Source organism: Niastella sp. sgz303648, from assembly GCF_059587045.1.
The window spans coordinates 454,965-481,557 of the sequence record NZ_JCAPSW010000007.1; the positions used below are offsets into that span (position 1 = coordinate 454,965).

General features: G+C 44.1%; 19 protein-coding genes. 14 read left to right on the plus strand and 5 right to left on the minus strand.

Annotated elements, in window-relative coordinates; genetic code table 11:
- The first annotated feature begins 109 nt into the window (after window positions 1-109).
- From hemC to AC59IL_RS22340, 9 genes are all read left to right on the plus strand, one after another.
- Entirely contained in the window at window positions 110-1,060 is a 951-nt protein-coding gene (hemC, locus tag AC59IL_RS22300; RefSeq protein WP_496554411.1) for a hydroxymethylbilane synthase, read from the plus strand.
- Entirely contained in the window at window positions 1,050-1,751 is a 702-nt protein-coding gene (locus AC59IL_RS22305) for a uroporphyrinogen-III synthase (RefSeq protein WP_496554412.1), read from the plus strand. The genes hemC and AC59IL_RS22305 overlap by 11 nt, the downstream gene beginning before the upstream one ends.
- A gap of 17 nt (window positions 1,752-1,768) precedes the next feature.
- Window positions 1,769-2,809 (plus strand): uroporphyrinogen decarboxylase, encoded by a 1,041-nt coding sequence (gene hemE, locus AC59IL_RS22310; RefSeq protein ID WP_496554413.1) that lies wholly within the window; start codon window positions 1,769-1,771, stop codon window positions 2,807-2,809.
- Between the two features lie 87 nt (window positions 2,810-2,896).
- On the plus strand, window positions 2,897-3,859 hold the full coding sequence (hemF, locus tag AC59IL_RS22315) for an oxygen-dependent coproporphyrinogen oxidase (protein ID WP_496554414.1): 963 nt from the start codon (window positions 2,897-2,899) through the stop codon (window positions 3,857-3,859).
- Between the two features lie 136 nt (window positions 3,860-3,995).
- Window positions 3,996-4,385 (plus strand): four helix bundle protein, encoded by a 390-nt coding sequence (locus AC59IL_RS22320; protein ID WP_496554415.1) that lies wholly within the window; start codon window positions 3,996-3,998, stop codon window positions 4,383-4,385.
- Window positions 4,386-4,468: 83 nt separating this feature from the next.
- Window positions 4,469-5,443, plus strand: a complete 975-nt coding sequence (gene hemB, locus AC59IL_RS22325) for a porphobilinogen synthase (RefSeq protein WP_496554416.1) — start codon at window positions 4,469-4,471, stop codon at window positions 5,441-5,443.
- A gap of 60 nt (window positions 5,444-5,503) precedes the next feature.
- Complete coding sequence (gene hemL, locus AC59IL_RS22330) at window positions 5,504-6,790, plus strand: glutamate-1-semialdehyde 2,1-aminomutase (RefSeq protein ID WP_496554417.1); 1,287 nt, start codon at window positions 5,504-5,506, stop codon at window positions 6,788-6,790.
- A 238-nt stretch (window positions 6,791-7,028) separates the two neighbouring features.
- The gene (locus tag AC59IL_RS22335) at window positions 7,029-8,219 is read left to right on the plus strand and encodes a DUF5009 domain-containing protein (protein WP_496554418.1); all 1,191 of its coding nucleotides are present in this window, start codon (window positions 7,029-7,031) and stop codon (window positions 8,217-8,219) included.
- A gap of 186 nt (window positions 8,220-8,405) precedes the next feature.
- The gene (locus tag AC59IL_RS22340) at window positions 8,406-9,512 is read left to right on the plus strand and encodes a family 20 glycosylhydrolase (RefSeq protein ID WP_496554419.1); all 1,107 of its coding nucleotides are present in this window, start codon (window positions 8,406-8,408) and stop codon (window positions 9,510-9,512) included.
- A 233-nt stretch (window positions 9,513-9,745) separates the two neighbouring features.
- On the opposite strand, the gene AC59IL_RS22345 is transcribed toward AC59IL_RS22340, so the two are convergent.
- The 3 genes from AC59IL_RS22345 to AC59IL_RS22355 form a co-directional block, all read right to left on the minus strand.
- Window positions 9,746-10,945, minus strand: a complete 1,200-nt coding sequence (locus AC59IL_RS22345) for a PepSY-associated TM helix domain-containing protein (protein WP_496554420.1) — start codon at window positions 10,943-10,945, stop codon at window positions 9,746-9,748.
- A 183-nt stretch (window positions 10,946-11,128) separates the two neighbouring features.
- Entirely contained in the window at window positions 11,129-12,070 is a 942-nt protein-coding gene (locus AC59IL_RS22350) for a helix-turn-helix domain-containing protein (RefSeq protein WP_496554421.1), read from the minus strand.
- A 179-nt stretch (window positions 12,071-12,249) separates the two neighbouring features.
- Complete coding sequence (locus AC59IL_RS22355) at window positions 12,250-13,221, minus strand: M23 family metallopeptidase (RefSeq protein ID WP_496554422.1); 972 nt, start codon at window positions 13,219-13,221, stop codon at window positions 12,250-12,252.
- A gap of 137 nt (window positions 13,222-13,358) precedes the next feature.
- On the opposite strand from AC59IL_RS22355, the gene alaS reads away from it, so the two are divergent.
- The 5 genes from alaS to AC59IL_RS22380 all read left to right on the plus strand — a co-directional run bounded on the left by alaS (window position 13,359) and on the right by AC59IL_RS22380 (window position 21,474).
- Window positions 13,359-16,091: an alanine--tRNA ligase gene (gene alaS, locus AC59IL_RS22360; RefSeq protein WP_496554485.1), complete on the plus strand. Its 2,733-nt coding sequence runs from the start codon at window positions 13,359-13,361 to the stop codon at window positions 16,089-16,091.
- Between the two features lie 157 nt (window positions 16,092-16,248).
- The gene (locus AC59IL_RS22365) at window positions 16,249-17,250 is read left to right on the plus strand and encodes a M28 family peptidase (protein WP_496554423.1); all 1,002 of its coding nucleotides are present in this window, start codon (window positions 16,249-16,251) and stop codon (window positions 17,248-17,250) included.
- Window positions 17,251-17,361: 111 nt separating this feature from the next.
- Window positions 17,362-18,432 carry a PDZ domain-containing protein gene (locus AC59IL_RS22370; protein ID WP_496554424.1) on the plus strand — a complete coding sequence of 357 codons (1,071 nt, stop codon included), beginning with the start codon at window positions 17,362-17,364 and terminating at the stop codon, window positions 18,430-18,432.
- 376 nt (window positions 18,433-18,808) lie between these two features.
- Complete coding sequence (gatB, locus tag AC59IL_RS22375) at window positions 18,809-20,257, plus strand: Asp-tRNA(Asn)/Glu-tRNA(Gln) amidotransferase subunit GatB (protein ID WP_496554425.1); 1,449 nt, start codon at window positions 18,809-18,811, stop codon at window positions 20,255-20,257.
- Between the two features lie 20 nt (window positions 20,258-20,277).
- Window positions 20,278-21,474 carry a TlpA family protein disulfide reductase gene (locus AC59IL_RS22380; RefSeq protein ID WP_496554426.1) on the plus strand — a complete coding sequence of 399 codons (1,197 nt, stop codon included), beginning with the start codon at window positions 20,278-20,280 and terminating at the stop codon, window positions 21,472-21,474.
- A 152-nt stretch (window positions 21,475-21,626) separates the two neighbouring features.
- Here the strand turns inward: AC59IL_RS22380 and AC59IL_RS22385 are convergent, their stop codons facing one another.
- Window positions 21,627-23,093 (minus strand): RagB/SusD family nutrient uptake outer membrane protein, encoded by a 1,467-nt coding sequence (locus tag AC59IL_RS22385; protein ID WP_496554427.1) that lies wholly within the window; start codon window positions 23,091-23,093, stop codon window positions 21,627-21,629.
- Between the two features lie 18 nt (window positions 23,094-23,111).
- A complete protein-coding gene (locus AC59IL_RS22390; protein ID WP_496554428.1) occupies window positions 23,112-26,198 on the minus strand; it encodes a SusC/RagA family TonB-linked outer membrane protein in 3,087 nt (1,028 codons plus the stop codon).
- Window positions 26,199-26,593: the final 395 nt, after the last annotated feature.

Sequence of the window (26,593 nt, forward strand, 5' to 3'; positions counted from 1 at the left end):
GCACATTTGCATTCCATGACATTGAAAGGTGAATCTTCAATCAGAATTATTGACCATTGACCATTCACCATTGACGAATTTCTTAGCTTCGCAGATCGAAATTTTACTAATGGAAAAAGTGATCCGTATTGGTACCAGGGAAAGTCAACTGGCGGTTTGGCAGGCTACGCAGGTAAAAGACCTTTTACTACAACATGGTTTTACCGCAGAACTGGTATATATAAAAAGCGAAGGTGATATCGACCTTAAAACACCCCTTTACGAAATGGGTGTGCAGGGCATCTTTACCCGCAGCCTGGATATCGCCCTGCTCAATAACCGCATCGACATTGCGGTTCACTCCATGAAAGATGTGCCTACCCAGTTACCAAAGGGTATTGTTACAGCAGCCGTTTTGAAAAGAGCTTCTTATAAAGATATTCTGGTCGTCAATGGTGAATGGTCAATGGTCAATAAGGATTCCGTAAATAGGGGTCTATTCACCATTCACCATTCACCATTGACCATCGCAACAAGCAGTATCCGCCGCAAGGCACAGTGGCTGCACCGCTATCCCAACGACACCATCGAAAACCTTCGGGGCAATGTAAATACCCGTTTACAAAAGCTGAAAGACAGCCATTGGAACGGGGCCATATTTGCCGCTGCAGGGCTTGAACGGATCGGCCTGCGACCGGCCGCATCGGTTGAACTCGACTGGATGCTGCCTGCTCCCGCCCAGGGCGCCATTGTAGTAGCATGCAGGCACGAAGATCAGTACGCGTTTGAAGCCTGCCGGTTGTTTAATGATGAACATACCGCTTTGTGCACGGCGATTGAAAGAGATTTTTTACGGGCGCTGCTGGGTGGTTGCTCAACTCCGATCAGCGCACTGGCAACCATAATCGACAATCAGCTGTATTTTGAAGGAAATATTTTGTCGCTCGATGGAAAAGAAAAAGCAGAAATCAAAAAAACAGTTGCGGTTAACAATAGTAACAACCTGGGCGTTATAGCTGCCAAAGAATTATTACAAAACGGTGGACAGGAAATTGCCGATCGTATTCAACATGCCAAATAAAATTTCCATATTAAGCACAAGACCATTGGAATCGGCTTTGCTCGAAGCGGCAAAAGCAAAAGATATTACTATAGATATCGTTTCGTTTATCGACACCTCGCCGGTTCAAACCACAAGCATAAAACAGGAAATCGGTAAAATACTATCACAACCGGCCAACGTGGTGTTTACCAGTATGAATGCGGTAAATACAGTGGCCGCTTATATAAACGGATATTCACCGGTTTGGAATATATTCTGTATCGGTAATACAACCCGTCAACTGGCGGCCAGGTATTTCGGTGAGCAATCGATCAGTGCTACAGCCAGCAACGCTGCTGAACTGGCCGATAAAATGATTGGCTATAAAAATGTTAAGCAGGTCGTTTTTTTCTGCGGCGATCAGCGAAGAGAAGAATTGCCCGGCAAGCTGCGGCAAAACGGCATCATGGTACAGGAGGTGATTGTGTATCATACCATCAGTACACCGCATAAAGTAGATAAAGGGTATGATGGTATTTTGTTTTTTAGCCCCAGCGCTGTGCAAAGTTTCTTTTACGCCAATGCAGTGTCGCGCTCAACTATTTTATTTGCCATTGGCCAAACAACAGCCGATGCCATAAAAACATTTACCGATAACCCGATCATAGAATCAGAAAAACCGGGGAAGGAAGACCTGGTGAAAAAAATGTTCCAGTTCTTTAAAAAGTAACTACTCATTAAAATAATATGTTGCAAAACGACTTACTATTACGAACACTGAAAGGCGAACAGGTTGAGCGTCCTCCGGTATGGATGATGCGCCAAGCCGGCCGTTATTTACCTGAGTACAGGGTATTACGGGAGAAATATGGCTTTTTTGAACGCTGTCAAACGCCCGAGCTGGCCTGCGAAATAACCATTCAGCCCGTTGACATAGTAGGCGTGGATGCAGCCATTTTGTTTTCCGACATACTGGTAGTGCCACAGGCCATGGGTCTTGAAGTACAATTGATCGAAAGCAAAGGGCCGCTGTTACCCGATCCCATCAAAAACATCGATGATCTGAAACGGGTCAGGGTAGCCGATGTAGAGGAAACATTGCAATACGTATTTGATGCGGTAAAACTGATCAAAAAAGAATTGAACGGCCGAGTGCCACTCATTGGTTTTGCCGGCGCCCCCTGGACCTTATTATGTTATATGGTACAGGGTAAAGGCTCAAAAACATTCGACGAGGCCAAGATATTTTGTTATACCCAACCCGAAACAGCCCATCGCCTGTTGCAGATGATCACCGACACTACCATTGCCTATTTAAAAGGACAGGTAAAAGCAGGTGTTGATGTGGTTCAGATATTCGACAGCTGGGGCGGCTTACTGAGCCCTGATGACTTTGAAAACTTATCATTAAAATACATACGGCAAATCGTTGCTGCATTGAAAGATGAGGTAGCTACCATCATCTTTGCCAAGGGCGCCTGGCATTCGTTACAAAGCATGGCTGCTACCGGTGCACATGGACTGGGTATCGACTGGTGCATTACGCCTGCGATGGCCCGCCACCTGGCAGGCCCACACGTAACGCTGCAGGGCAATTTTGATCCTGCCAAATTGCTGGCTCCTATTCCGGTGATACAAAAAGAAGTGAAAAAAATGCTGAATGATTTTGGCGGTCAGCATCATATTGCCAACCTGGGTCATGGCATTTTACCCAACGTTCCCGTAGATCATGCCCGGGCATTTGTTGATACGGTGAAGGAGTATATTGTTGAAAAGGTGATTATTTAAATAAGTTACAGGTTTCAGGGTGTAACTTATTATTCACGATTGCCGATTGCGGGATCTATTGACCATTGACCATTCACCATTCACGAAATGAACATCAAAGAAAACTGGATTAATCATATACACAACCTGCAGGACCGCATTTGTGCAGCGCTTGAAAAAGAAGATGGCAAAGCCGTTTTTATAGAAGACCAATGGCAACGGCCCGAAGGAGGTGGTGGCAAAACACGCGTGATTGCCAATGGAAGTGTATTTGAGAAAGGCGGCGTAAACACCTCGGTAGTATTTGGCGAAGTAACCGACACCATGCGCAGCCAGTTAAAGATTAATGGTAAAAGCTGGTTCGCCTGTGGATTAAGTTTGGTGTTGCATCCTGTAAATCCTTTTGTGCCTACGGTGCATTGTAATTACAGAATGTTCGAATTGTATGATGATGTTGTTACTGAGGCGGCATCAACATCCCCCCCGCCGGGGGGGCAAGGGCGGGCCGGCGAGGCTTCCGATCGCTGGTTTGGCGGCGGCACCGATTTAACGCCTTATTATTTGTTTGAAGAAGATGCAAAACATTTTCATCAAACCTATAAGAATACCTGCGATGCCTTTGATACCGGCTTTTATCCTGCGTTCAAAAAAGAATGCGATAACTACTTTGTAAACTGGCATCGCAACAAAGAACGCCGCGGCATAGGCGGTATATTTTACGATCACCAGCGTCCATCGGCTGATAAAGACGTTCAGTTTTGGTTTAATTTCAGCAAGGCCTGCGGCGATGCATTTTTAACCGCTTATTTGCCCATAGTTCAAAAAAGAAAAAATCTACCCTATACCGAAACGCATAAGCACTGGCAGGAGATTCGCCGTGGCCGTTATGTTGAATTTAATCTGGTTCACGACCGCGGAACTTTATTCGGATTAAAAACAAACGGAAGAACCGAAAGCATCTTAATGAGCTTACCGCCAACCGTACGATTTGAATACAACTATCAGCCCCAACCGGGCAGCGAAGAAGATAAGTTGTGGCAGGCATGTTTGCATCCGGTTGAATGGGTGTAATTACAAATTTCTGATTTCGGGATTTCTGGATTTTGAGATTTTTTGATTTAATCCCAATCGTCAAAATCCGAAATCAATAAATCAGAAAATAGCTATGGGGAACTGCGATTGATTAACAAAACGAAAATCAATCGACATGAACAAATTTGATTTGCAAAAACGAACAAAGCAATTTCATATAGATGTAATAAAGTTGTGCGGTCGTTTCCCCAAAAATGCTGCCGGATTTGAAACAGCTAAACAACTAATAAGAGCGGCGGGATCAGTAGGTGCTAATTACCGGGCTGGTTGCCGGGCAAAGTCAAATGCAGACTTTATTTATAAGATAGAAGTAGTATTAGAAGAAGCAGATGAATCACTATATTGGTTGCAGCTATCTAAAGAAGCAGACCTGGTTCAGGGAGATGATCTGGAAGCATTGATAAAAGAAGCCAATGAATTGGTAAGCATTTTTAATGCAAGTGATAAAACAGCAAAAAAGAACCGGAATGCCAACAATGCAGGCAATTCAAAAACACCAAAATAAAAAATTGCTGATTTATAGATTTTGAGATTTCCTGATTTAATCCAAATCTCAAAATCCAAAAATCAAAAAATCTAAAAATATTTATGCATCTACAACGTCGCAACCGCATACTACGCCAGTCATCTGCTATCAGAAGCATGGTGGCTGAAACCATTTTAACGCCGAATGATTTTATTGTGCCCCTGTTTATCAATGAAGGCGAAAATGTGAAAGATGAAATTGCATCGATGCCCGGTTATTACCGCATGAGCCTCGACAATACCGTTAAGGAAGTGAAAGAACTATGGAGCATGGGCTTAAAATGCGTACTGCTGTTCATCAAATGTAAAGACGAACTGAAGGATAATAAAGGCACCGAAGCACTAAACCCTAAAGGTTTAATGCAACGCAGCATCAGGGCTATTAAAGAGGCTTGTCCTGATATGCTGGTGATGACCGACATAGCGCTTGATCCTTTTTCTTCCTATGGCCACGATGGTATTGTTGAAGGAGCTGAAATTGTAAATGATGCCACCGTTGAAGTGCTGGCGCAAATGAGCGTAAGCCATGCACAGGCCGGAGCCGATTTTGTGGCGCCCAGCGATATGATGGACGGCCGCATAGGCGCTATTCGCGAAGCGCTCGAAGAAAACGGTTTAAACAAAACCGGTATCATGAGCTACAGCGCCAAATACGCCAGTTGCTTTTACGGACCCTTCCGCGATGCACTGGATAGCGCGCCCGGCTTTGGTGATAAAAAAACCTACCAGATGGATTACAGCAATCGCATAGAAGCTGTTAAAGAAACCATCATGGATGTGGAAGAAGGCGCCGATATAGTAATGGTAAAACCCGCCCTGGCCTATCTTGATATCATTCGTGAAGTGAAAAATGCAGTCTCCGTTCCTGTAAGTGCTTATAATATCAGTGGCGAATATGCGATGATTAAAGCTGCCGCCAAAATGGGATGGATAGATGAAAACAAAGCCATCCTTGAAACCCTTACAGCCATCAAAAGAGCCGGCGCCGATTTGATAGCAACGTATTTTGCAAAAGATGCCGTAAAGTTAATTAGCTAATGTGCTAATTTGAAAATTTGAAAATGAACGTTTCTAACTGACCATTCACCATTGACGATTATGTATCAAAAAAGCATTGACCTATTTGCCAGAGCGCAAAACTCCATCCCCGGTGGTGTAAACTCGCCTGTGCGTGCATTCAAAAGCGTTGGCGGCACACCGGTTTTTATGAAAAAGGCCAAAGGCGCCTATATGTACGATGCAGATGACAACCGGTACATTGACTATATCAATTCCTGGGGCCCCATGATACTCGGACATGCATACGAACCCGTAGTAAAAGCCATTCAGGAATATGCGCAATACTCTACTTCATTTGGAGCCCCCACCGAACTGGAAATTGAAATGGCCGAGCTGATCATCAGCATGGTGCCCAATGTTGATCTTATTCGAATGGTAAGCAGCGGCACCGAAGCCTGCATGAGCGCTATCAGACTGGCCCGTGGATATACCAGCCGCAACAAGATCATTAAGTTCGAAGGTTGCTATCACGGCCATGCCGATTCTTTTTTGGTGAAAGCAGGTAGCGGCGTAGCTACGTTTAATATCCAAACTGTGCCGGGCGTTACCGCCGGTGTGGCCAACGATACGCTTACCTGCGCCTACAACGATCTGCATGCAGTTGAACAATTAATAGCTGAACATAAAGGCGAAGTGGCGGCTATCATTATTGAACCTGTAGCCGGCAACATGGGTTGCATTTTACCACAGGAAGGATTTTTACAGGGCCTGCGATCATTATGCGATCGCGAAGGCATTGTGTTTATTATGGATGAAGTGATGACCGGTTTCAGACTGGCGCAGGGCGGCGCTCAGGAGCGTCTGCAGGTGAATGCCGACCTGGTTACTTATGGCAAAGTAATCGGTGGTGGTATGCCGGTTGGTGCATTTGGTGGTAAAAAAGAAATCATGCAGCACATTTCGCCCCTGGGTAATGTATACCAGGCCGGTACCTTAAGCGGAAATCCCATTGCCATGATCGCCGGTTACACCATGCTAAAAACGCTGAAAGAAAATCCTGCTATTTACAAACAGCTCGAAGACACTACCACTTACCTGCAACAGGGTTTGAATGAGGTATTTAAGGCTTCTGCAACGCCGTATGTAATTAACCGTTTAGGTTCAATGATCAGCGTGCATTTCAGCGATCATCCGGTGATTAACTTTTCATCGGCTGCATCAGCCAATAACGAGCTGTTTAAAAAATTCTTTCATGCCATGCTCAAGCGGGGTGTATACTTACCTCCATCAGCTTTTGAAACCTGGTTTTTGTGCAGCGCATTAACGCAAAACGATGTTGACTTCACTGTTCAGGCTGCTAAAGAAAGTTTGCAGGAGATATTATAAAAACACTGAACGTTTAATGAAGGTGGGTCGCTCTTCAGAGGGGAGGCCCACCTTAATTTTTTTATACGACTGAAGGGTGAGCCCGGCCAGCACATAACAAACCCTTCGCCGAATGGCATATTTTCGTTAATATACATATAGAAAGGGGTACAAAAAAAGACAAACAGGCACATATAACTATTGTAGCCGAACAGGATTGCGTGTATAGAAATTATTTCAACGCCAAAACACAGCTGCTATGCGTCCATTTACAAAACGCCTCGCTTCTATTGATATATTCAGAGCGCTCACCATGCTGCTGATGATCTTCGTGAATGATCTGGGAACCCTGTTCAATATTCCGTTATGGCTCGAACACACCAAAGCGGCTGAAGACGGCATGGGCCTGGCTGATTCTGTTTTTCCGGCTTTCCTTTTCATTGTAGGTCTTTCCATTCCTTTTGCCATTGGAAACAGATGGTCGAAGGGAGCATCACAAAGCAATATATTGAGCCATATTCTGATTCGCTCATTTGCCCTGCTGGCAATGGGCTTTTTTCATGTAAACCTGGAGAATTATAACAATGAAGCGGCGCTTCTTCCCAAATCCATTTGGGAGATATTGCTCACTATAAGTTTTTTTCTGATATGGCTCGATTATCCGGCAGCAATATCGAAACAAAAAAAATGGTTATTACAGGGCGCCGGTATAGCATTGCTGGCTTTTCTGGGCTTTGTATTTAAAGGCGGCGAAAACGGGCATGTGGTTTGGCTACGCCCTTACTGGTGGGGTATATTGGGACTTATCGGGTGGGCCTATCTGTTATCTTCTATTATCTTCCTGTATTCAAAAGGCCGGTTGCCGGTATTAATTGGTGCGCTGGTATTCTTTACATTGTTCAATATAGCTGCCAAAGCAGGCTGGCTGCATTTTCTGCAACCCATAAAGCCTTATATCTGGATCACAGGCGATGGCTCAACACCTTCCCTTACCATAGCTGGTATAATTACAGCCGTCATTTATTCAACGTATGCTGATAAAGGTAAGTACAGGGCCTGTATTACCATATTGCTTTTGTTGGGTGTTTTTATGCTGGCGGGCGGATTTGCCATCAGGCCACTGGCTGGTATTTCAAAAATACGGGCTACCCCTTCCTGGGTAATGATCTGCACCGGCATCAGTATTTTGATGTTTACCATCCTCATCTGGCTGGTTGACCGAAAAAACAAACAAAACTGGTTTGCCATCATCAAACCGGCTGGTACAAGTACCCTTACGGCTTATCTGTTGCCCTATATTTATTATCCGCTGTACCATCTGGCAGGCATAACGTTACCTGTTGTATTGCTAACCGGCGCCATAGGGTTGGTTAAATCTTTATTATTCGCATTACTGATTATTATATTAACCGGTTTGCTCGAAAAATCGAAGATCCGGTTGAAGATCTGATTAATGGTTCATTGCCCTTCTGGCAATGTAGCTAAGTTAGGGTTATCTCGCAGAGGCGTCCCGCCATGGCGGGACAAAGCTTTTTCTTAGCGCTCTTATTGATCGCTTCGCGATCAATCCCGTTATGGCGGGACGCCTCTGCGTATTCTAAGATACTAAAACACCTCTCACCATAAATTTTATATAATGAATAATCATTTCTATAAAATAGTATTGTGCTTAGCTATTTTGCTATGCACTTCTTCACTTTATGCACAAACGAATATCGACAGCCTGTTACCTGTGCGCGGCTTTTGCATTGCAGCGCCACAACCTGCCGGCGTTGATTCGTTTGTAACCTTTATTGAAAAAGAACTGGCGCCACGAAAAGTGAACCTGTTGATACTACGGGTAGATTATGCTTATCAATACACATCGCACCCCGAATTACAGGATAGTCCTGCTTTGTCGAAAGCGGCCGTAAAGAAGCTGGTAGCGGTCTGTAAAAAGAATAAGATCCGACTTATTCCGCAGGTGAATTTGCTGGGCCATCAGTCGTGGGCCAACCGTACCGGAAAGCTGTTACAGGTATACCCTGATTTTGATGAAACGCCTTATGTCAAAATGCCTGAGCAATACCAGTGGCCCAATGCCGAAAATCTTTATTGTAAAAGCTATTGCCCGCTGCATCCGGGTGTGCACAAAGTAGTATTCGATATTGTAGATGAAATTTGCGATGTGTTTGAAACCGACGCCTTTCATGCCGGTATGGATGAGGTATTTTATATTGGAGAAGATAAATGCCCGCGTTGTGCCGGTCGTGATAAGGCCGAATTGTTTGCAGGTGAAGTACGATTAATGCGCGATCACCTGGCACAAAAAAACAGAACATTATGGATTTGGGGCGATCGCCTGCTCGATGGTAAAACTACCGGACTGGGCATTTGGGAAGCCAGTTATAACAATACGCACCGGGCAATTGATATGATACCGAAAGATGTAACCATCTGCGACTGGCATTACGACCATGCCGATAAAACGGCTGTGTATTTTGCCATGAAGGGGCTCAACATTATCACCTGCCCCTGGCGCAAACCGGCTCTGGCAGTAACGCAATTAAACGACATGGTTCATTTTCGTCAGGAATCAACGCCGGAAATGAAATACCGTTTTCAGGGTATGATGCAAACGGTGTGGTCGGGAGCCGGCCAGTTTTTGAATGGCTATTACAGCAACAATAATACAACTACAAACGACAACACTCCCTGGACCTGCTTTAAGGTGTTGTTCGAACATATCGGGCAGCTACAGTAATCTATCTGCACTTATTTACTAACCCTTTGATTTGATACCGGTTTATATTTACCGGCATCAAATCATAAAATTATTTTATACATGCAAAACTATTTGTATGTATCTTTGGCTTTTCATAGGATAAGGTTTAATGGTTAATGGTATTTGATTAGTGCAGTCCCGCCAAAAGCGGGACTCTTTTTTTGTATACGGGTAAGCTCTAAAGATTTCAGACTCAATTTTCCACGCCCATTTTAAATGCACTGTTTCTGTTTACTACCACTCCTTTTCTTCCTTCGGCCCCACCATATCATAAAACCTGTTACCGGTAAGCTGGCGGCAATTAATGAAGCCAGAAAAGCCAGCACCTTTCCCGGAAATCCTAATATGGCGCCCACATGTATATCATAGTTCATGCGTAATAATTTATCGGCCCCTGAAGCATTTTTAAAGCGGCCGTAAATGTGCTGCACCGGAATTTCCTTCATGGTATACTGATCAAAATAGCGGTAGTCGGTTTTCCAGTAAGTACCGGCATCGGTATTAATTGCCATTTCAATGGCCGATTTAGCGGTATTGGGAAAATGAGTTTCAATAATTTCTGCATCGGGATGCTGCTGTTGCATTTGCAGCCATAATCTGTCAACAACAGGGGCCCCCCTCCAACTCCCTCCGGGTTCGCCTTCGGCAAGCCTGCCACTCCCACCGGTTAAGGCAGAAAAAGAAGCCCGATTGGTAGTATCAGACAATGCTTCCGCGTAGGTCAGACTTTTTTTTCCGCCCGTAGTGTGATAAATAGTTTTGGCCAGCCATTGCCATCCAAATACCAGTCCGGTTAAAGCCATTATAATGGCCACCCAGGTCATATAAAATCCCGGTACATTGTGCAGGTCATAATTCTTTCTTCGCCAGGCGGCATTCCATTTAATGGTGAAGCGTTGTTTGGCGGCGGATTTATTTTTCGGCCACCATAAAATAAGACCCGAGATCATCATCACCACAAAAATCATCGTTGCGGCAATGGCTATTTTTTGTCCGATTTCATGCGGCAACCACAAATAAAAATGCCCCTGTAAAACCACAAAGAAGAAATCTTTATACATATCCTTCACCTTCAACACTTCGCCGCTCCAGGGATTAACAAATATGGTGTAATAATATTCGGGGGCGCCACTATAAAAAATTACGCGGGCCGCCTGACCGGGCTTTCCGTATTGAATACTATGCGTGTGTTTGCCGGGAAGCTGTTTTTCGGCTATCCGTTGCATTTGTGAAGGGGGCAGATAGTTGCCCGGTTGCGCAGTAACAAAGCGATAAGGTTGAGTACTATTTTGTATCTCTTCCTGAAAAGCATATAAACAACCGGTAACGGCAATAACAAATACAATAAGGCCTGATGAAAGGCCTAAGAACAAATGAATTTTTCTTATAATCTTTTTAATCATCATATTCATACAGGAAGTACAAATATGCATTTCGTTTTTACAACCGGGTTATACAATTGGGAAAAAGCGTTTACGCAAGCAGGAATCAATTGGCAATTGACAATAGGACAATAGACAAAATATAGGGGTTATGTGTAACAGCACAACTTACCATTGCATATTGCTGATTGCGAATTGCCTGTTGCCTATTGCCTAATGAAGCAACAGTTCGCAGGGCTTGAGGCCGGTTTGTTTTTTAAATGCGGTAGAAAAATGTGAGATGGAAGAATAGCCGAGCATCATCGACACTTCGGTTACGGTTAGCCCTTTTTCATATAACAAATAACGGGCATGTTCCATACGCTGGCTTTGATAAAAATCGAAGATGGTAGCGCCGTATAATTCTTTAAATCCTTTTTTCAGGTAGCACTCATTGATGGCTACTTTACGGCTTAACTCTTTTATGGTGATGGGCTCACCGATATGTTGCAGTAATATTTCTCTTGCTTTGATGATCTTTTCGCGGTCGGCTTCATTGGCCAGGAACTTACACTGGAACGATTCAATTTCTTTATCATCGCCCAGCATACATTCAAGGCTGTATAACAACAACATCTGGGTTTGGGCATTGATAAAAATATTTTCCAGGCTATCGGTATAGCTATGTGTAAGCAAGGCTTCAAGCACCTGGCGGGTGCGGCCGCACAAAGGCAATATTTTAGTAAAGGAAGAAGGATGCATGAACTGCAGCACTTCGTCGGTAATGGTTTCGAGCTTACCGGGTTTTACAAACTGCGATAGATGAACAGTTGAGAACCGGAAACTCATTACATCAACACTCTCAATGCGCTCGGCGCAATTGCGTGTGGAATTAATTTTACACTGATCGCACTCCACCTGCTTTTGTTTGCAATACATATTGCCCGATACACAAAAACGAAGCTCTACATAATTCTCCTGCGGTGCACTTTTTTTGTAATGGTATACCATCATGCCGGTATCTTCAATATTCCATTGAGGATGTTTGCGATACCGTTTAATGGCATATTGTATGGAGCCGGGAGTTTGTTGTTCTTTTTCCTGCAATACCTGCAACTGATCGTGCATGATCGGTTGCTTATAAGCCAGCGAAAGTATATCAGGCGGGTAATGCATATTGGAATGCAAATTTACACGCGCAACGTTAAATTTCCCAATGATTTATGGAAAGAGGGGTCATATTAGTGTCATAACCACAGTTACCCCGGTTGCAAGTTTCAGGTTTCAGGTTTCAGGTTACAGGGCTCTTTGCAAACAGGCCTTGTAACCTGCAACTTGCAACTTGTAACTTATTCTTAATCAAAGCTTTGGTTGCTCGAAGATGACATCTTCAGCAAACGGTCGTATTGTTCAGGCGTAAGATCGTTGTAGAAAAAGTATACAGGATCGAGGTGACGGCCGTTTTTGTGTACTTCGTAGTGACAGTGGGGGCCGGTTGATTTACCCGTATTGCCCACCCAGCCAATAATTTCACCCCTTTTAATATGGTCGCCGGGTTTGGCTTTAATGCGGTACATGTGTCCGTAAAGGGTTTCATAGCCGTATCCGTGATTTATAACCACGTGATTACCATAGCCATTACCCAAATTTCCGGCAATCTTAACCGTACCGTTTGCAGTAGCATATATAGGAGTGCCCTGAGGCGCGGCAAAATCAAGACCGGCGTGCATCTTAACCGTTTTATAAACCGGGTCGATGCGGTATCCGAAGCCTGAGGCAAGGCGTTTCAGGTCGCTGTTACTGACCGGCTGAATGGCCGGCGTACAAGCCAGCAGCTGTTCTTTATTTTTTATAAATCCGGTTATTTCAACATATGATTTTTCCTGGGCGTTCACGCGGTTTTCGAGGTTCCTGAGCGAATGAACGATGGAGTTTTCAAGCTCGTAGTTCGTCATACTGGCCACCATTTCCATTTCTTTTTGCTGGGCCAGGTCTTTTGCCCGCATGCTGTCGGGGATTGGGTTGGCCTCGAAAATGGTGCGATAAATATCATTATCCCTTTCTTCGAGCTGAATCATGCGCTGCTGCATTTTGGCCACCTGCTCATCGAGCACCCAATAACGCTCCTGCAGCTGCTCGTTGTACTGCATCAATGCCTTCTCTTTGGTAGAAGGAAAATACCGGTAAGCTATCGATACAATGATTATTGAAGTTACAATTGCAGCAGATATAAAGCCTAACACCCGCAGCAGCTTTACGTGTAGCGGGGTCTCCAGCTTTTCATATCGGAGAGTATTGGTGTTGTAGTAGTACTTTATTTTCTTCATGGATACAAGCCGATTACCAAGGTTGCCATTTACAGCAAAACGCCTGAATTCTGTTACCTTTGCAGCCATTGCCTAAAAGGTAATTACAAATATAAAGGCTTAAGCGTCAAAATTATCAAAGATCGTTCCGTTTTATGATGACCAGTGCAGAAATTCGTCAGCTTTATATGGATTTTTTCCGTAATAAAGGACATGAAATTGTTCCTTCGGCCCCTATTGTGGTAAAAAATGACCCAACGTTATTATTTACCAATGCCGGTATGAACCAGTTTAAAGATTATTTTCTTGGCAATAAAAAACCGCCCTTTCCACGGGTGGCCGATACCCAAAAGTGCCTTCGTGTTAGCGGCAAGCACAATGACCTGGAAGAGGTAGGTGTTGATACCTACCACCACACCATGTTCGAAATGCTGGGTAACTGGAGCTTTGGCGACTACTTTAAAAAAGAAGCCATTGCCTGGAGCTGGGAACTGCTTACCGAAGTGTATAAAATACCGAAAGACCGGATATATGTAACTTATTTTGAAGGTGATGCGGCTGAAAATTTGCCCAAAGATGAAGAGGCTTTCACCGAATGGTCGAAATGGGCGGCACCCGACCGTATTTTGCCCGGCAATAAAAAAGATAATTTCTGGGAAATGGGCGATACAGGCCCCTGCGGGCCCTGTAGTGAAATACATGTTGATTGCCGGTCAGATGAAGAAAGAAAACAAATAAGCGGCGCCACGCGGGTTAATAATGACGACCCGCAGGTGATCGAGATCTGGAACAATGTGTTCATGCAGTTCAATCGTATCTGGAACAATGAAAAAGGTGGATTGAAAGCATTAACTGAATGGCAGGAGAAATATAAAGGCGATGACTTACAAAAAGATCGTGCTAAAAAGGTAGTAGAATTAACCAAACTCGAACCCCTGCCTGCCAAACACGTTGATACCGGCATGGGTCTCGAACGGCTGGTGAGGGTATTACAGGGCAAACAATCCAATTACGATACCGATATTTTCACCGGTACCATTGCAGCTGTTGAAGTAATTACCAAAAAGAAGTATGATGCTTCAACGCCACAATCAACGAACGCCGACTGGCACCAGGCCGTAGCGTTCAGGGTTTTAGCCGATCACATCCGCGCTATCAGTTTCACCATTGCCGATGGCCAGCTGCCATCGAATACAGGTGCCGGTTATGTGATCCGCCGCATTTTGCGCCGGGCTGTACGGTATTATTACTCATACCTCGATCATAAACAACCCCTGCTGCACCAGTTGGTTCCTGTACTGGCCGGCCAGTTTAAAAATGTATTCCCCGAGCTGCAACAACAGCAGGATTTTGTTTCAAAAGTTGTAAAAGAAGAAGAGGAAGCCTTTTTAAGGACTCTTGAAAAAGGGTTGAAAAAGATTGACGAAATCATCGCTACGGCCAAAAACAAAACGATCAATGGCGCTGCAGCTTTTGAATTATACGACACCTACGGATTTCCGGTTGATTTAACACGTTTGATAGCCCGCGAAAATAACCTCGAAGTAGATGAAGTTGGTTTTGAAAACGAAATGAAACAGCAAAAAGATCGTAGCCGTGCCGCTACTGCTTTAAGTACCGAAGACTGGATGGTGTTAAACGAAAATGGCAGCACCAGCTTTGTTGGCTACAATTCGCTGCAGGCCGAAGCAAAAGTTATTAAGTACCGAAAGGTAACGGCAAAAGGTAAAAGCGCCTTTCAGCTGGTGCTGAGTAAAACGCCTTTTTATGCCGAAAGCGGCGGGCAGGTAGGCGATACCGGTACCCTGTTTTTCGAAGGCGAAGAAGTACGGGTAGTTGATACCAAAAAAGAAAATGACCTCATCATTCATTTTGTTGAAAAGATACCTACCAATATAACCGCCGTAGTGGATGCCCGGGTAGATGCAGAACGCAGAGTAAAAACTGCTGTGCACCATTCGGCCACTCACCTGCTGCATGCAGCGCTGCGCAAAGTATTGGGCACCCATGTGGCACAAAAAGGATCGCTGGTAAATGATGAATATCTGCGGTTCGACTTTTCGCACTTTGCCAAAATGACCACTGAAGAAATATCAAAAGTCGAGGTCCTGGTAAATGAAAAGATACGCGCCAATATTCCGGTTGTTATAAAAGAATTGCCGAAAGACGAAGCGCTGAAACTGGGCGCCATGGCCCTGTTCGGCGAAAAATATGGCGATGTGGTACGCGTAGTGATCATCGACCCCAATTATTCGGTTGAATTATGCGGTGGTACCCACGTTGGCGCTACCGGCGAGTTAGGCCTTTTCAAAATAAAACACGAAACCGCGGTGGCAGCAGGCGTTCGCCGTATTGAAGCCATTTGCGGACAGGCAGCTGAACATTTTATTACCGATCAGCTGAACCAGTTGCAACAGGTAAAAGAAGAGCTGAAGAACCCGGCAGATCTGTTAAAAGCCGTAAGCGGTTTGATGGCAGAAAACAATGAACTAAAGAAAAAGCTTGAACACTTCGAAAACCGCATGCTGGTTGGTATTCGTAATGAATTGCTACAAAAAGACGAGATCATAAACGGTGTTACGTTCGTTGGCGACATTATTGAAGTAAGCAATGCCGATGCATTAAAGAAATTGTGTTTCGACTTGAAAAACAACCTTAACGATTACGTAGCCGTGCTGTGCGCCAACATTGGTGGCAAACCATTTGTGGCCATAGGCATAGCCGATACCGTAGTAGCAGCCCGCGGCCTCGATGCAGGAAAAATAATTAAAGAACACATAGCCCCATTGATAAAAGGTGGTGGCGGCGGCCAGAAGAACCTGGCTACTGCCGGTGGACAAAATGCCGGCAACCTGCAGCAGGTGATTGATAAAGTAAAAAGTTTGTTGTAGTCTGGAAGTAGTCGATGTTCCATCGGCAATGGCACGTTATCAGTAGACGCGCTTAGGCGCAGAGATAAAAAAATATTATAATCTCTGCGCCTTTTTTTATTGGTAAAATTTGTAATAAGCGAAGTGAAAATTGCAGGCAGAGATTGTAAATTTGTTGATGCTAAACCTGATCCACCGCTTATCCATCATCGTATGCTTATCGTGGCATGTTACAATTTGTACTGCCCAATCTGATATTGATTCACTGATAACACCATCGTCACTCAAAGAAATTGTACAGGTACTTGCAGCCGATAGTTTTAAGGGACGCTTAACGGGATCGAAGGAAGCGGTTCAGGCTGCTCATTTCATAGCGGGTGAATTTAAAAAAGGGGGCGCTTTACCTGTTGCCGGTAATGACGGTTATTTTATGTTGTCGCAAACCAAATACGGAATTCCGTCTCCGGTAAATGTAGTAGCTGCAATACCCGGTCGAAGTAAAGCCAAAGAGCTGGTTATATTCAGTGCACATTACGATCATATAGGCACATCATCATCTTCATCACTATTCAGAACACCGGTAAACCGAACATCCGAAAAAGGAAATACCAAAAAAGGAGATGAAATTTATAACGGCGCTAACGACAATGCATCGGGGGTAAGCGGTCTTATTCACCTTGCACGTTATTTTAGTAAGGTAAGAAACAATGAAAGAACGCTGTTATTCATAGCTTTTTCAGGAGAGGAATTGGGATTGCTTGGCTCTGAAAAAGTGGCGTCATCATTCGATCCGAAGGTTATAAAAGCAATGATCAATATGGATATGATAGGCCGGCCCATTTCCAATAATAAAAAGTATCCTTTTTTAACCGGTTCTGAGCAGTCGAATCTGCGGGAGCTGCTCAATAAAAAGCTGCATGAATTAGCACCGGATTATGGTAAAAAGTATTTTGGGATAGACGCATTCCCGGATGAAAATCTTTTTAAACGATCTGATAATTATCCTTTTGCAGCCCGTGGCGTTGCTGCCCATACTATTATGACCTCCTCCCCTAACGATATGTATTATCATTCACTGAATGATGAATGGGAAACCCTCGACTATCCTTTCATGGCCGAAGTAGTAAAAGCTATAGCCCTCGCCTGTACAGGTTTGGTTGATGGAACAGACACGCCGTAAACCTCCCCCTTTTAACATTTCCGAAAATTTTCGTATTTCAAATATTTCCCTATATTTGAAGTACGAAAGTCGACGTAGTTAATTAAAGAATACCACTAAAACTCAAATACAATGAAAAGATATTTGCTTTCATGTACAGCCATGGCGGCCGTGGCGCTTTTATTAAGCCAGCCGCTGGCAGCCCAGGACAAACAGGAGAAACAGGACAAACAAGAGAAAAAAGAAAAGAAGGAAAAAGAAGAGAAAGAAGAAATAGAAAAATCGAAGCTGAACGATAACGAAGAGATCATCATCAAACGCAAAGGCGATAAAGACAGCAAAGTAACCATCGAAATAAAAGGCGATGAAGTAACCGTGAATGGCAAACCGCTTGAAGAATATGACGATGATAATATTGTGATTAAAAAAGGCAAACAGGGATATACATTTATGTCGCCTCATTCGCCTTTCACAGGCCAAAGCGGCGCCTTTAGTTATAATGGCAATAATTATTTGCGTACTACTTCAGTAGCATTTCTGGGCGTTGTAACAGAAAAATCAGAAAATGGCGCTAAAATAGAAGAAGTGACAGAAGAAAGCGCAGCAGATAAAGCAGGTTTGAAAGAAGGAGATGTGATCACTAAAATAGACGACGCCACCATTACCTCTGGCGATGATGTTACCAAAGTCATTCACAAACACAAGCCCGAAGATAAAATAACGATCACCTACGAAAGGGATGGTAAAACCGATAAAACTACCGCTACGCTGGGCAAAAGAAAAACAACAACCGCATTTAATTTTGAATCGCCCGATTTTGGAGCAATGCCCGGCGCTGGTGCGATGCCTGATATGGGAGCGATGCCCGACTTTAATTTCAACTGGGATGGCGGTAACTCAAATCGCATTTTTTTGAAAAGCAACCGCCCGCGCCTGGGAATAAAAGCACAGGATACCGAAGAGGGCAAAGGGGTTAAGGTAATTGATGTTGATGAAGAATCTGCCGCTGAAAAAGCCGGCATCAAAGAAGATGACATCATCACCGAGTTCGACGGTAAAAAAGTGAACAGCGCCGATGAATTAGCCGCAGCCGCCCGCGAAGCAAAAGATAAAAATCCGGTTAAGATCACTTTTAACCGCAATGGCAAATTACAAACCGTTGAGGTTAAAACACCTAAAAAGCTGAAAACAGCTAACCTGTAAATAGCCATGTAAAAGTATATTTTCAAACATCAGCTCTATAGTAACGGCCAAAGCATATGCCCAGGCCGGCTAAGCAGCCGCTCCGGATTCTTCCGAAGCGGCTTTTTACATTAACAGCAATTCGGTGTTCATTTTACTATTCAAAGCGTGTATTTTATGTTGAAAATCACCCGGTCAGTTGAACAAAGTCTAAATGTTTTCATGCATAACGAAAGCGGTCGGAAATACCCCTGAATGAGGTATTTTTGCAATAACCAAAAAGTTAAAGGCAGGTAATTGCTGATCCTGAGCGTAGTCGAAGGGCGAAAAAAAAGTTGAAGGGTGCGACGCAACGGAAGCCGATAAAAGCACCGTTGCCGGCAACAAAATAAAAATTATGGCGATACAATACGATGCATACGAAGTGGTAGTTGGCCTCGAAGTACATGCCCAGTTACTAACGAACAGTAAATTGTTTTGCGGCGACAGCGCTGCTTTTGGCGGAGACCCCAATACGCATATCAGTCCTATTACCATGGGGCACCCCGGTACGCTGCCCAAACTGAATAAAAAGGCCATTTCATTTGCGGTAAAAATGGGACTGGCCTGTAATTGTTCTATTACGCGCCATAATTACTTTGCCCGCAAAAACTACTTTTATCCCGATTTGCCAAAGGGATATCAGTTGTCGCAACATACCACGCCTGTTTGTACCGAGGGGTACGTTTCCATTCGCACCCAGGATGGTATTAAAAATATCAGGCTGAACCGCATTCATATGGAAGAAGATGCCGGTAAAAGCTTACACGACATCGATTCGAAAAATACCTGTGTTGATTATAATCGCGCTGGTGTTCCGCTGGTTGAGATCGTTACCGAACCCGATATTCGCAGCGGCGACGAAGCGTATGCCTATTTAATCGAGTTAAGAAAGTTATTGCGCTATCTCGAAATATGCGATGGTAACATGGAAGAAGGCAGCATGCGCTGCGATGCCAACGTGTCGGTTCGTAAAAAAGGCGAAACCAAACTGGGCACCAAGGTAGAAGTTAAGAACCTGAATTCGATCCGCAATGTAAAACGCGCTATTGAATACGAAGCAAAACGCATGATTGAACTGGTTGAAAACGGTGAAGCCATTATACAGCAAACAAGAAGTTTTGATGCTGCCAATGGCACTACCTTTGCCCTGCGCACAAAAGAAGATGCCAATGATTACCGGTATTTTGCCGATCCTGATTTAACTCCTTTTGTAGTTACCGAACAAATGTTGCAGGAGGTAAAAGCCACCATTCCTATGCTACCCGAACAGCGGGTGGCGCGGTATGCTCAGGAGCTGCAGTTGCCCGATTACGATGCACGCGTAATTACCGATGAAAAAGAACTGGCCATTTATTTTGAACAGATCATTGAACATACCACCAATTACAAGGCAGCCGCCAACTGGATGCTGGGACCAATAAAATCGTGGCTGAACGAAACCGGCGAATCTATTACCGCATTGCCCGTACAACCCGCCACCATTGCTGCACTGATTTCGCTGATCGACAGTAACCAGCTTAATTTTTCGGTTGCCAGCACTCGTGTATTTGCAGCCCTTCTGAAAGAACCCGGTAAACAACCATTACAACTGGCACGGGAGTTGAACCTGCTACAGGATTCTGACGAAAGCAATGTAGCAGCATGGATCGAAGAAGTTTTAAATAAAATGCCCGATAAGGTAGCGGAGTATAAAAAAGGAAAGAAAGGATTGATTGGATTATTTGTTGGAGAAGTAAAGAAAGTGTCAAAAGGAAAGGCCGACCCAAAACTGACCAACGACATCCTGTTAAAGAAGCTTCAATAACAAAAACAAAAAACATATAGATGAAACGCATCCTGAACCAGGCATTGCTGATATTACTGGTAGCAGTTACCGCCTGTTCACAAAAAGAAACCGGCACCCTGGAGGTAACAGGCAATATTGCCAACTTAGATAAAGTTGCCTCGCTGTATCCCCATGCAATAAAAAACGGAATGGTTACCCTGCTGTTATACGAAGTACCGTTTGGTGGTGATCTGCCGCCGGTTCAGCTCGACTCGGTAACCGTTTCGGCAGAAAAAAGATCTTATACATTAAAAGGCCCCGCCAAAAACATCGGCATGTACAATATCGTTGTCATCGACGGGCCGATGGTTCCGTTGGTAAACGATGCCCCTTCGATGCAGGTTGATATGGACATGGCAAATGAAAAATTTTATATGGTAAAGGGGTCCGAAGCAAGCAAACAATTACAGGATTTTATTTTCACCTATGATGTAAAAAGCGCCACAGCCGATCAGATCATAAACCAGTTAGACAGCTTAAAACGTATCGGCACCACCGACAACGAATTGCTCAACCTCACCAACCGCAAAAATGCCGCCATTGCCGAACTGAACGATTACATGAAAAAGATGATGCAGGATGCCACCCAGCCGGTAGTAGCAGCTTTTGTTTTAGGCAGATCGGCCAAAACTTTGCCGCAAACCGAATTTGAATCGAGCCTGAACAACTTAACACAAAAATTTGCCGGCGATTCAAACCTGGCCGAACTGAAAAAAAGATACAATGCATACAAAGAACAAATTGCCAAAATAAACGAGCAGCAGGAACAACAAAATGCCTGGATAGGCAAAAAAGCGCCTGAATTATCGTTGCCCGATGTAAACGGCAAACAGGTATCGCTTGCATCGTTTAAAGGAAAATATGTGCTGGTCGATTTCTGGGCAAGCTGGTGCCAACCCTGCCGGGCCGAAAACCCCAATGTGGTAGCGGCTTACAATAAATACAAAACGAAAAACTTTACCATACTGGGTGTATCGCTCGATAAAAAGAAAGATAACTGGATACAGGCTATACACGAAGACCAGCTTAAATGGACGCAGGTAAGCGACCTGGCCTACTGGGACAGCAAAGCGGTAACCACATTTGGTTTTACAGGCATTCCCTACAATATATTGATCGACCCCGAAGGAAATGTAGTAGGTGAAGCCTTACGCGGCGATGCGCTGGATAGCAAGCTGCATGAAATTTTTCAGTAGTTGATAAGTTAATCAGTTGACAAGTTTACAGGTCAACAAATTTTAAACATAGTTAAATACAAAGCCCCGCGCACATAACGCGGGGCTTTGTATTTTTGCTTTTTAACTGATCAACTTGTTAACTTTCCAACTAATAAACTGATCAACCAACCTCAATACCCATCATTCTGCGACAATACGCCTTTGCTTTTATCAATTTCAACCTGCGGAATGGGGAAGATGTTTTTCTTTGCACCGAAGGGTTGTGATGGTAATAAAGTACTTCCATCGCTATCGTATTTATTGGTTACCGCCGATTTGGTGCGCATCAGGTCCCAGAAACGGTGGCCTTCAAACGCCAACTCAATGCGGCGTTCGCCCAAAACAGCAGCGATGAGCTCGTTTTTATTGGCGAAGCTGCCGGTAGTATATTGAGCAGCAGATACACGTGCCCGGTCACGTACCTCATTTAATTTGTCAATGGCATCGGCATCTACGCCGGTAGCTAAACGTGCCTGGGCTTCGGCATAATTCAGCAGTACTTCGGCATAACGAATAATTGGCGCCCAGTCGGCCCGGTTAGTGATATCGGTATATTTTCTGGTGAACTTATAGGCTGTTGTATTGGTAGCCGCAACACCCGGAATGATCATACCTCTTCTTTTATCGTCAGGCGCAAAGTAAGGATTGGTAACCGTGCTTATAAAAGAATTGGAAATGGCCAGATCGGCCCTGCCTGTTGGATAATAATGCATGGGTAATGCATTATTGGTATTTGGATTATCAGTTGCATTGTGGGGAATTGACCAGATTGTTTCATCGGTTGTATAATCGGTAAATACTGCATCTACCGCAGACTGCAATTCATAAGTACCATACGTGCCATCAATAACATCCTGTGCATATTTTTTGGCATTGGCATAATCAGCCTTATATAAATATACCCTCGATAACAAAGCAGCAGCAGACCCTTTGGTGCCACGTGTTTTGTCGTTATACGTATCGTTATACGTAAGCGGTAAATCGGCCAGGGCCTCGGTCAAATCGGTAATAATGGCATTGTAAACGGTTGCCACAGACGATCGGGGCTGGTTGGCAGCCGCATCGTTCGAGGAAAAGCTTTGTGTTATTAATGGTATTCCCGGCTGCGAACCGTCTGCAGTAAATACAAAGGTTTGGCCAAAAAAGTTGATCAGATAAAAATTAGCCACCGCACGAACAAACTTGCATTCGGCTATCAGCTCTTTTGCTTTTGCAGCCTCCAGCTTACTAATATTGGCATCAATGCCTGCCATTGCCCTGTTAGCACTGGCAATGGCAAAATAACCTGCAGTCCAGGAATCTGACGCGATGCCACTACTTCCCAACAAACTGAACCGCGACAGGTCGCCAAAATATAATGTTCTGTCAAAAATGTCTTCTCCCAGCAGATCAACGTAAACGAGTGACCGGCCGCCTAAAAATTCCTTGCTTTGCAACCCATCGTACGCGGCCAAAACAACTTTTTCTATCCGTTCAGGTGTTGAAAATGCCAGATCGCTCGATAACAGGTCCTGTGGTTTTATTTCAGTTACCTTTTTTTGGCAGGAGCTGCCAATAACAGCTATCGCAAAAAAGATATATAATATTATTGTACGCATAATTGTTGTCGATTTAAATTATAAGCCTAAATTAATTCCAACGGTATAAGTACGCGGCAGGTAAGGACGATACCTGTCGACCCCTAATCCAATATTCGTATTACCGAAACCGTTGGCTTCAGGATCTATGCCTTTGTAACCGGTAAATGTGTACAGGTTTTGTGCCTGTACATAAAACCGTAACCGGGTGATCTTAATTCTGTCTATGATCGATTTGGGCAGCGTATATCCTATCTGCACATTTCGAATACGTACAAAATCACCTTTCTCGAGCCAGCGTGTAGAAGCCTGCGACCATAAATTATCGCCATAATATAAGCGGGGCACATCGGTTTTCTGGCCGGCGGTTGTCCATGCCCCTAAAATATCTTCCGACTTATTTCGCACATTGGAATAAGCAAATAAGGTCGACCTGGTTTGATCGTATACATAAAAACCGAAAGCGTATTGAAGGTCGATGGCGGCATCGAACGACATGAATGTAAAAGTTTGGGTTAATCCGCCATAGAATTTCGGATAAGGTGTTTTACCTTTTAGTAACGCGCGGTCGGTTGCAGCAATCTGACTGGTAGTTGTTCCGTCTTTTAAATAAGTCCATGCTTTTGTAGCATGGTCATATTGTTTTTGATTGCCGCTCGAGTCGAGGAACATGGGTAAGCCGTTGGCAGGGTTAACACCTCCCCAGCGTATGAGATAAAAGGTGCCCAGTTGTTCGCCGGGTTTTGCAACTGAAAAAACAGCGTTTGGATCGTTATCGGTATCAAATATCTGATCGCCGTTGGCATTGGTCGAAAGTACTTTGTTTTTATTCCATGCCATGTTGAAGTTCACCGTCCAGTCAAATGTTTTTGTATGTAATACAGGCGTACTAACGGTTAACTCAATGCCCTGGTTTCGCAATGAGCCAATGTTTTCGGTAATGATGTTACCGGGGAACCCGAGGGTAGCCAGCACCGGGTTCTTCAGAATTAAATCGATCGTTTTGCGATTATAATACTCAAGGGTTATGCTCGTATTCCTCCATAAAACGGCATCGATTCCTATATCAAATTGCTGATGTCGTTCCCACCTTAATTTTGAATTGCCCGGATTGGATAAAGTTAAAACACTCAAATCGGCATATGAGTCTGGCTGATAGGTACTGAGTGCCGGAAAGTAACCAACACTTGAATTACCTGTAGCGCCATAGCTTGTACGAAGTTTCAGCTCATTTACAAATTTGAACTGGTTCATAAAATCTTCTTCAGTCAAACGCCAGGCTACAGAGCCCGAAGGAAAGTAACCCCACCTGTTTGCTTTACCAAAGCGGCTATCGGCATCGGCCCTGAAATTGAAAGTAGCGAGGTATTTCTTTTTATATCCATAATTGATACCGCCGAAATAGGAAGCCAGCCCGTCGTCAATACCGCCTATACCATTCTCCGCTGCTACCTCATCAAAATTGGCTGCACTTATTATTTTGAACTCCGGGTCATGTATACCTACGCCTCTGTTATAAGCATACATGCTTGTATTGCGGGTATACTCTGCACCGGCAAGGGCATTCACTTCATGATCATTTGCAATAACCACATTATAGTTTAAGGTATTGAACCAGCTCCAGGTATTTACTTCGCTATGTACCGTTTGAGCCAGGCCAAAGCCCTGTCCGTCGCCCACATCGGGGTTCCAGTAATTATCATTAAAGGCAGTGAGATAATCGAGGTTCACCTGGCTTTTGAATTTAAGGCCTTTAATCAACTGCACTTCGCCATATGCGCTTCCGAGAAAGCGGCGGGCATCGCGGTTATCATAATTCAAATTGGTAACTGCTTTGGGATTGGGCAAATTACTGGCTATCACATTACCGCCCCTGCCCAGATAATAATCACCATCGGGGCCGTATACGGGAATATTCGGAAAAGCGGTTAATGGGCCGAAAGGAATACCCGATAAAAAGGCGCCGACGCCCGTACCGAGGCCATATGATTTTGTTCGTGAAAACTGGCTGTTGACGCCTACCGTAAGCCAATCGTTCAATTTTGAATTCAGGTTCAAACGAACCGATCCTCTTTTCTGTCTGTTCACATCGATATAGTTCTGAAAGTCGTTATAGTTAAGTGATGTGTAATAGGTAGTTCTTTGCGAGCCGCCGCTTAATGCCAGCTGGTGATTTTGCACCATGCCTTTACGGTAAACCGCATCCTGCCAGTCTGTACTTACTGTGTCGAGCTTTCCATCCCCATCGATATCACCGTATTTGGCTACCGGCGCAAGTCCGGCATTTGTTCTTAGTTTATTTATTGTAGTTGTATAATCTGCCGCATTCAATACTTTGATCTTTCGCGAGGCCTCGTTAAAACCAACATAGGTATCGTAGTTGAGGGTCGATTGACCGGCTTTACCTTTTTTGGTAGTGATCAGCAACACCCCGGCCGATCCGCGCGAACCGTAAATCGAAACAGCAGAAGCATCTTTAAGCACTTCTACGCTTTCGATATCATTGGGGTTTAAGTCGGCCAGCCCATTGGCCGGGTTGTACAGCTGTCCCAGATCGCCTTGTGTAATCGGTATGCCATCTAATACGATCAATGGTTGTGCGCCTGAAGTAATACTTGCAGCGCCACGAATGCGAATGGTTACATTATCACCAATCAAACCCGAAGCGGTATTTACCTGCACGCCGGCTGCTTTACCGGTTAAAGCCTGGTCAAAGCTCAGCACCGGTTTATTGGCCACCGCATCGCCGTTCACTTTGCTCACTGAACCTGTTAGTGACCGTTTTAAAATAGTTGTATAACCTACTACAACCACTTCCTGCATAGATGCATCCTGCGCTTTTAAAGTTAAATTGTATACATGGTCTGACCCGATGCGTATTTCTTCGGTTTGCATATTAACCGACGATATCAACAGCGATTTGGCGCTGCCCGGCACGTTTATCGAATACATGCCGTCGGTATCAGTAACAGTACCCACCTTAGTACCTTTAACAACAACCGAAGCATTGGGAACAGCGTTACCACTGGCGTCGGTAACTTTACCGGTTATCGTTCGGGTTTGTGCCTGCAATAGTCCCGTGAGTAGGAACAAGACACACGAAAGAAGTAAAAGAATCTTTCTCATTGGAGCAATCGTTTATATGTTAAAAACTGTAAGTGAAAGCGAATAACGATAAATACTAATAAGTATTATTAACAAAAAATGACAGTGAAAATCATATAGTGCTGCATTTTTGTGCGACTAATTAGTGGATTCTTATCATGAAAACCTGCTAAAACGATAATTAATTGACGTAGATCATCAAACTGATTAGATATATTGAGATTAATCAATTGAACTAACCAGCATGATCAACCACATAAAAGGTGTAGTTATTGATCAAAAACAACTTTTAGTTTGTGCCTTTTACGGTCATCTGATTTGAAAAATAAATTAAGCCTTGCTGAACTTCGCATATACAGCACATTAACCGGTTAGAGTTGGATTGGGAGGATTATAAAAGGATGTACAGGCTTAAC

Excerpts from the sequence above, each read along its gene's own strand:
- hemC (WP_496554411.1), top strand. The coding sequence starts at position 110 with ATGGAAAAAGTGATCCGTATTGGTACCAGGGAAAGTCAACTGGCGGTT.
- AC59IL_RS22305 (WP_496554412.1), top strand. The coding sequence starts at position 1,050 with ATGCCAAATAAAATTTCCATATTAAGCACAAGACCATTGGAATCGGCT.
- hemE (WP_496554413.1), top strand. The coding sequence starts at position 1,769 with ATGTTGCAAAACGACTTACTATTACGAACACTGAAAGGCGAACAGGTT.
- hemF (WP_496554414.1), top strand. The coding sequence starts at position 2,897 with ATGAACATCAAAGAAAACTGGATTAATCATATACACAACCTGCAGGAC.
- AC59IL_RS22320 (WP_496554415.1), top strand. The coding sequence starts at position 3,996 with ATGAACAAATTTGATTTGCAAAAACGAACAAAGCAATTTCATATAGAT.
- hemB (WP_496554416.1), top strand. The coding sequence starts at position 4,469 with ATGCATCTACAACGTCGCAACCGCATACTACGCCAGTCATCTGCTATC.
- hemL (WP_496554417.1), top strand. The coding sequence starts at position 5,504 with ATGTATCAAAAAAGCATTGACCTATTTGCCAGAGCGCAAAACTCCATC.
- AC59IL_RS22335 (WP_496554418.1), top strand. The coding sequence starts at position 7,029 with ATGCGTCCATTTACAAAACGCCTCGCTTCTATTGATATATTCAGAGCG.
- AC59IL_RS22340 (WP_496554419.1), top strand. The coding sequence starts at position 8,406 with ATGAATAATCATTTCTATAAAATAGTATTGTGCTTAGCTATTTTGCTA.
- AC59IL_RS22345 (WP_496554420.1), bottom strand. The coding sequence starts at position 10,945 with ATGAATATGATGATTAAAAAGATTATAAGAAAAATTCATTTGTTCTTA.
- AC59IL_RS22350 (WP_496554421.1), bottom strand. The coding sequence starts at position 12,070 with ATGCATTACCCGCCTGATATACTTTCGCTGGCTTATAAGCAACCGATC.
- AC59IL_RS22355 (WP_496554422.1), bottom strand. The coding sequence starts at position 13,221 with ATGAAGAAAATAAAGTACTACTACAACACCAATACTCTCCGATATGAA.
- alaS (WP_496554485.1), top strand. The coding sequence starts at position 13,359 with ATGACCAGTGCAGAAATTCGTCAGCTTTATATGGATTTTTTCCGTAAT.
- AC59IL_RS22365 (WP_496554423.1), top strand. The coding sequence starts at position 16,249 with ATGCTAAACCTGATCCACCGCTTATCCATCATCGTATGCTTATCGTGG.
- AC59IL_RS22370 (WP_496554424.1), top strand. The coding sequence starts at position 17,362 with ATGAAAAGATATTTGCTTTCATGTACAGCCATGGCGGCCGTGGCGCTT.
- gatB (WP_496554425.1), top strand. The coding sequence starts at position 18,809 with ATGGCGATACAATACGATGCATACGAAGTGGTAGTTGGCCTCGAAGTA.
- AC59IL_RS22380 (WP_496554426.1), top strand. The coding sequence starts at position 20,278 with ATGAAACGCATCCTGAACCAGGCATTGCTGATATTACTGGTAGCAGTT.
- AC59IL_RS22385 (WP_496554427.1), bottom strand. The coding sequence starts at position 23,093 with ATGCGTACAATAATATTATATATCTTTTTTGCGATAGCTGTTATTGGC.
- AC59IL_RS22390 (WP_496554428.1), bottom strand. The coding sequence starts at position 26,198 with ATGAGAAAGATTCTTTTACTTCTTTCGTGTGTCTTGTTCCTACTCACG.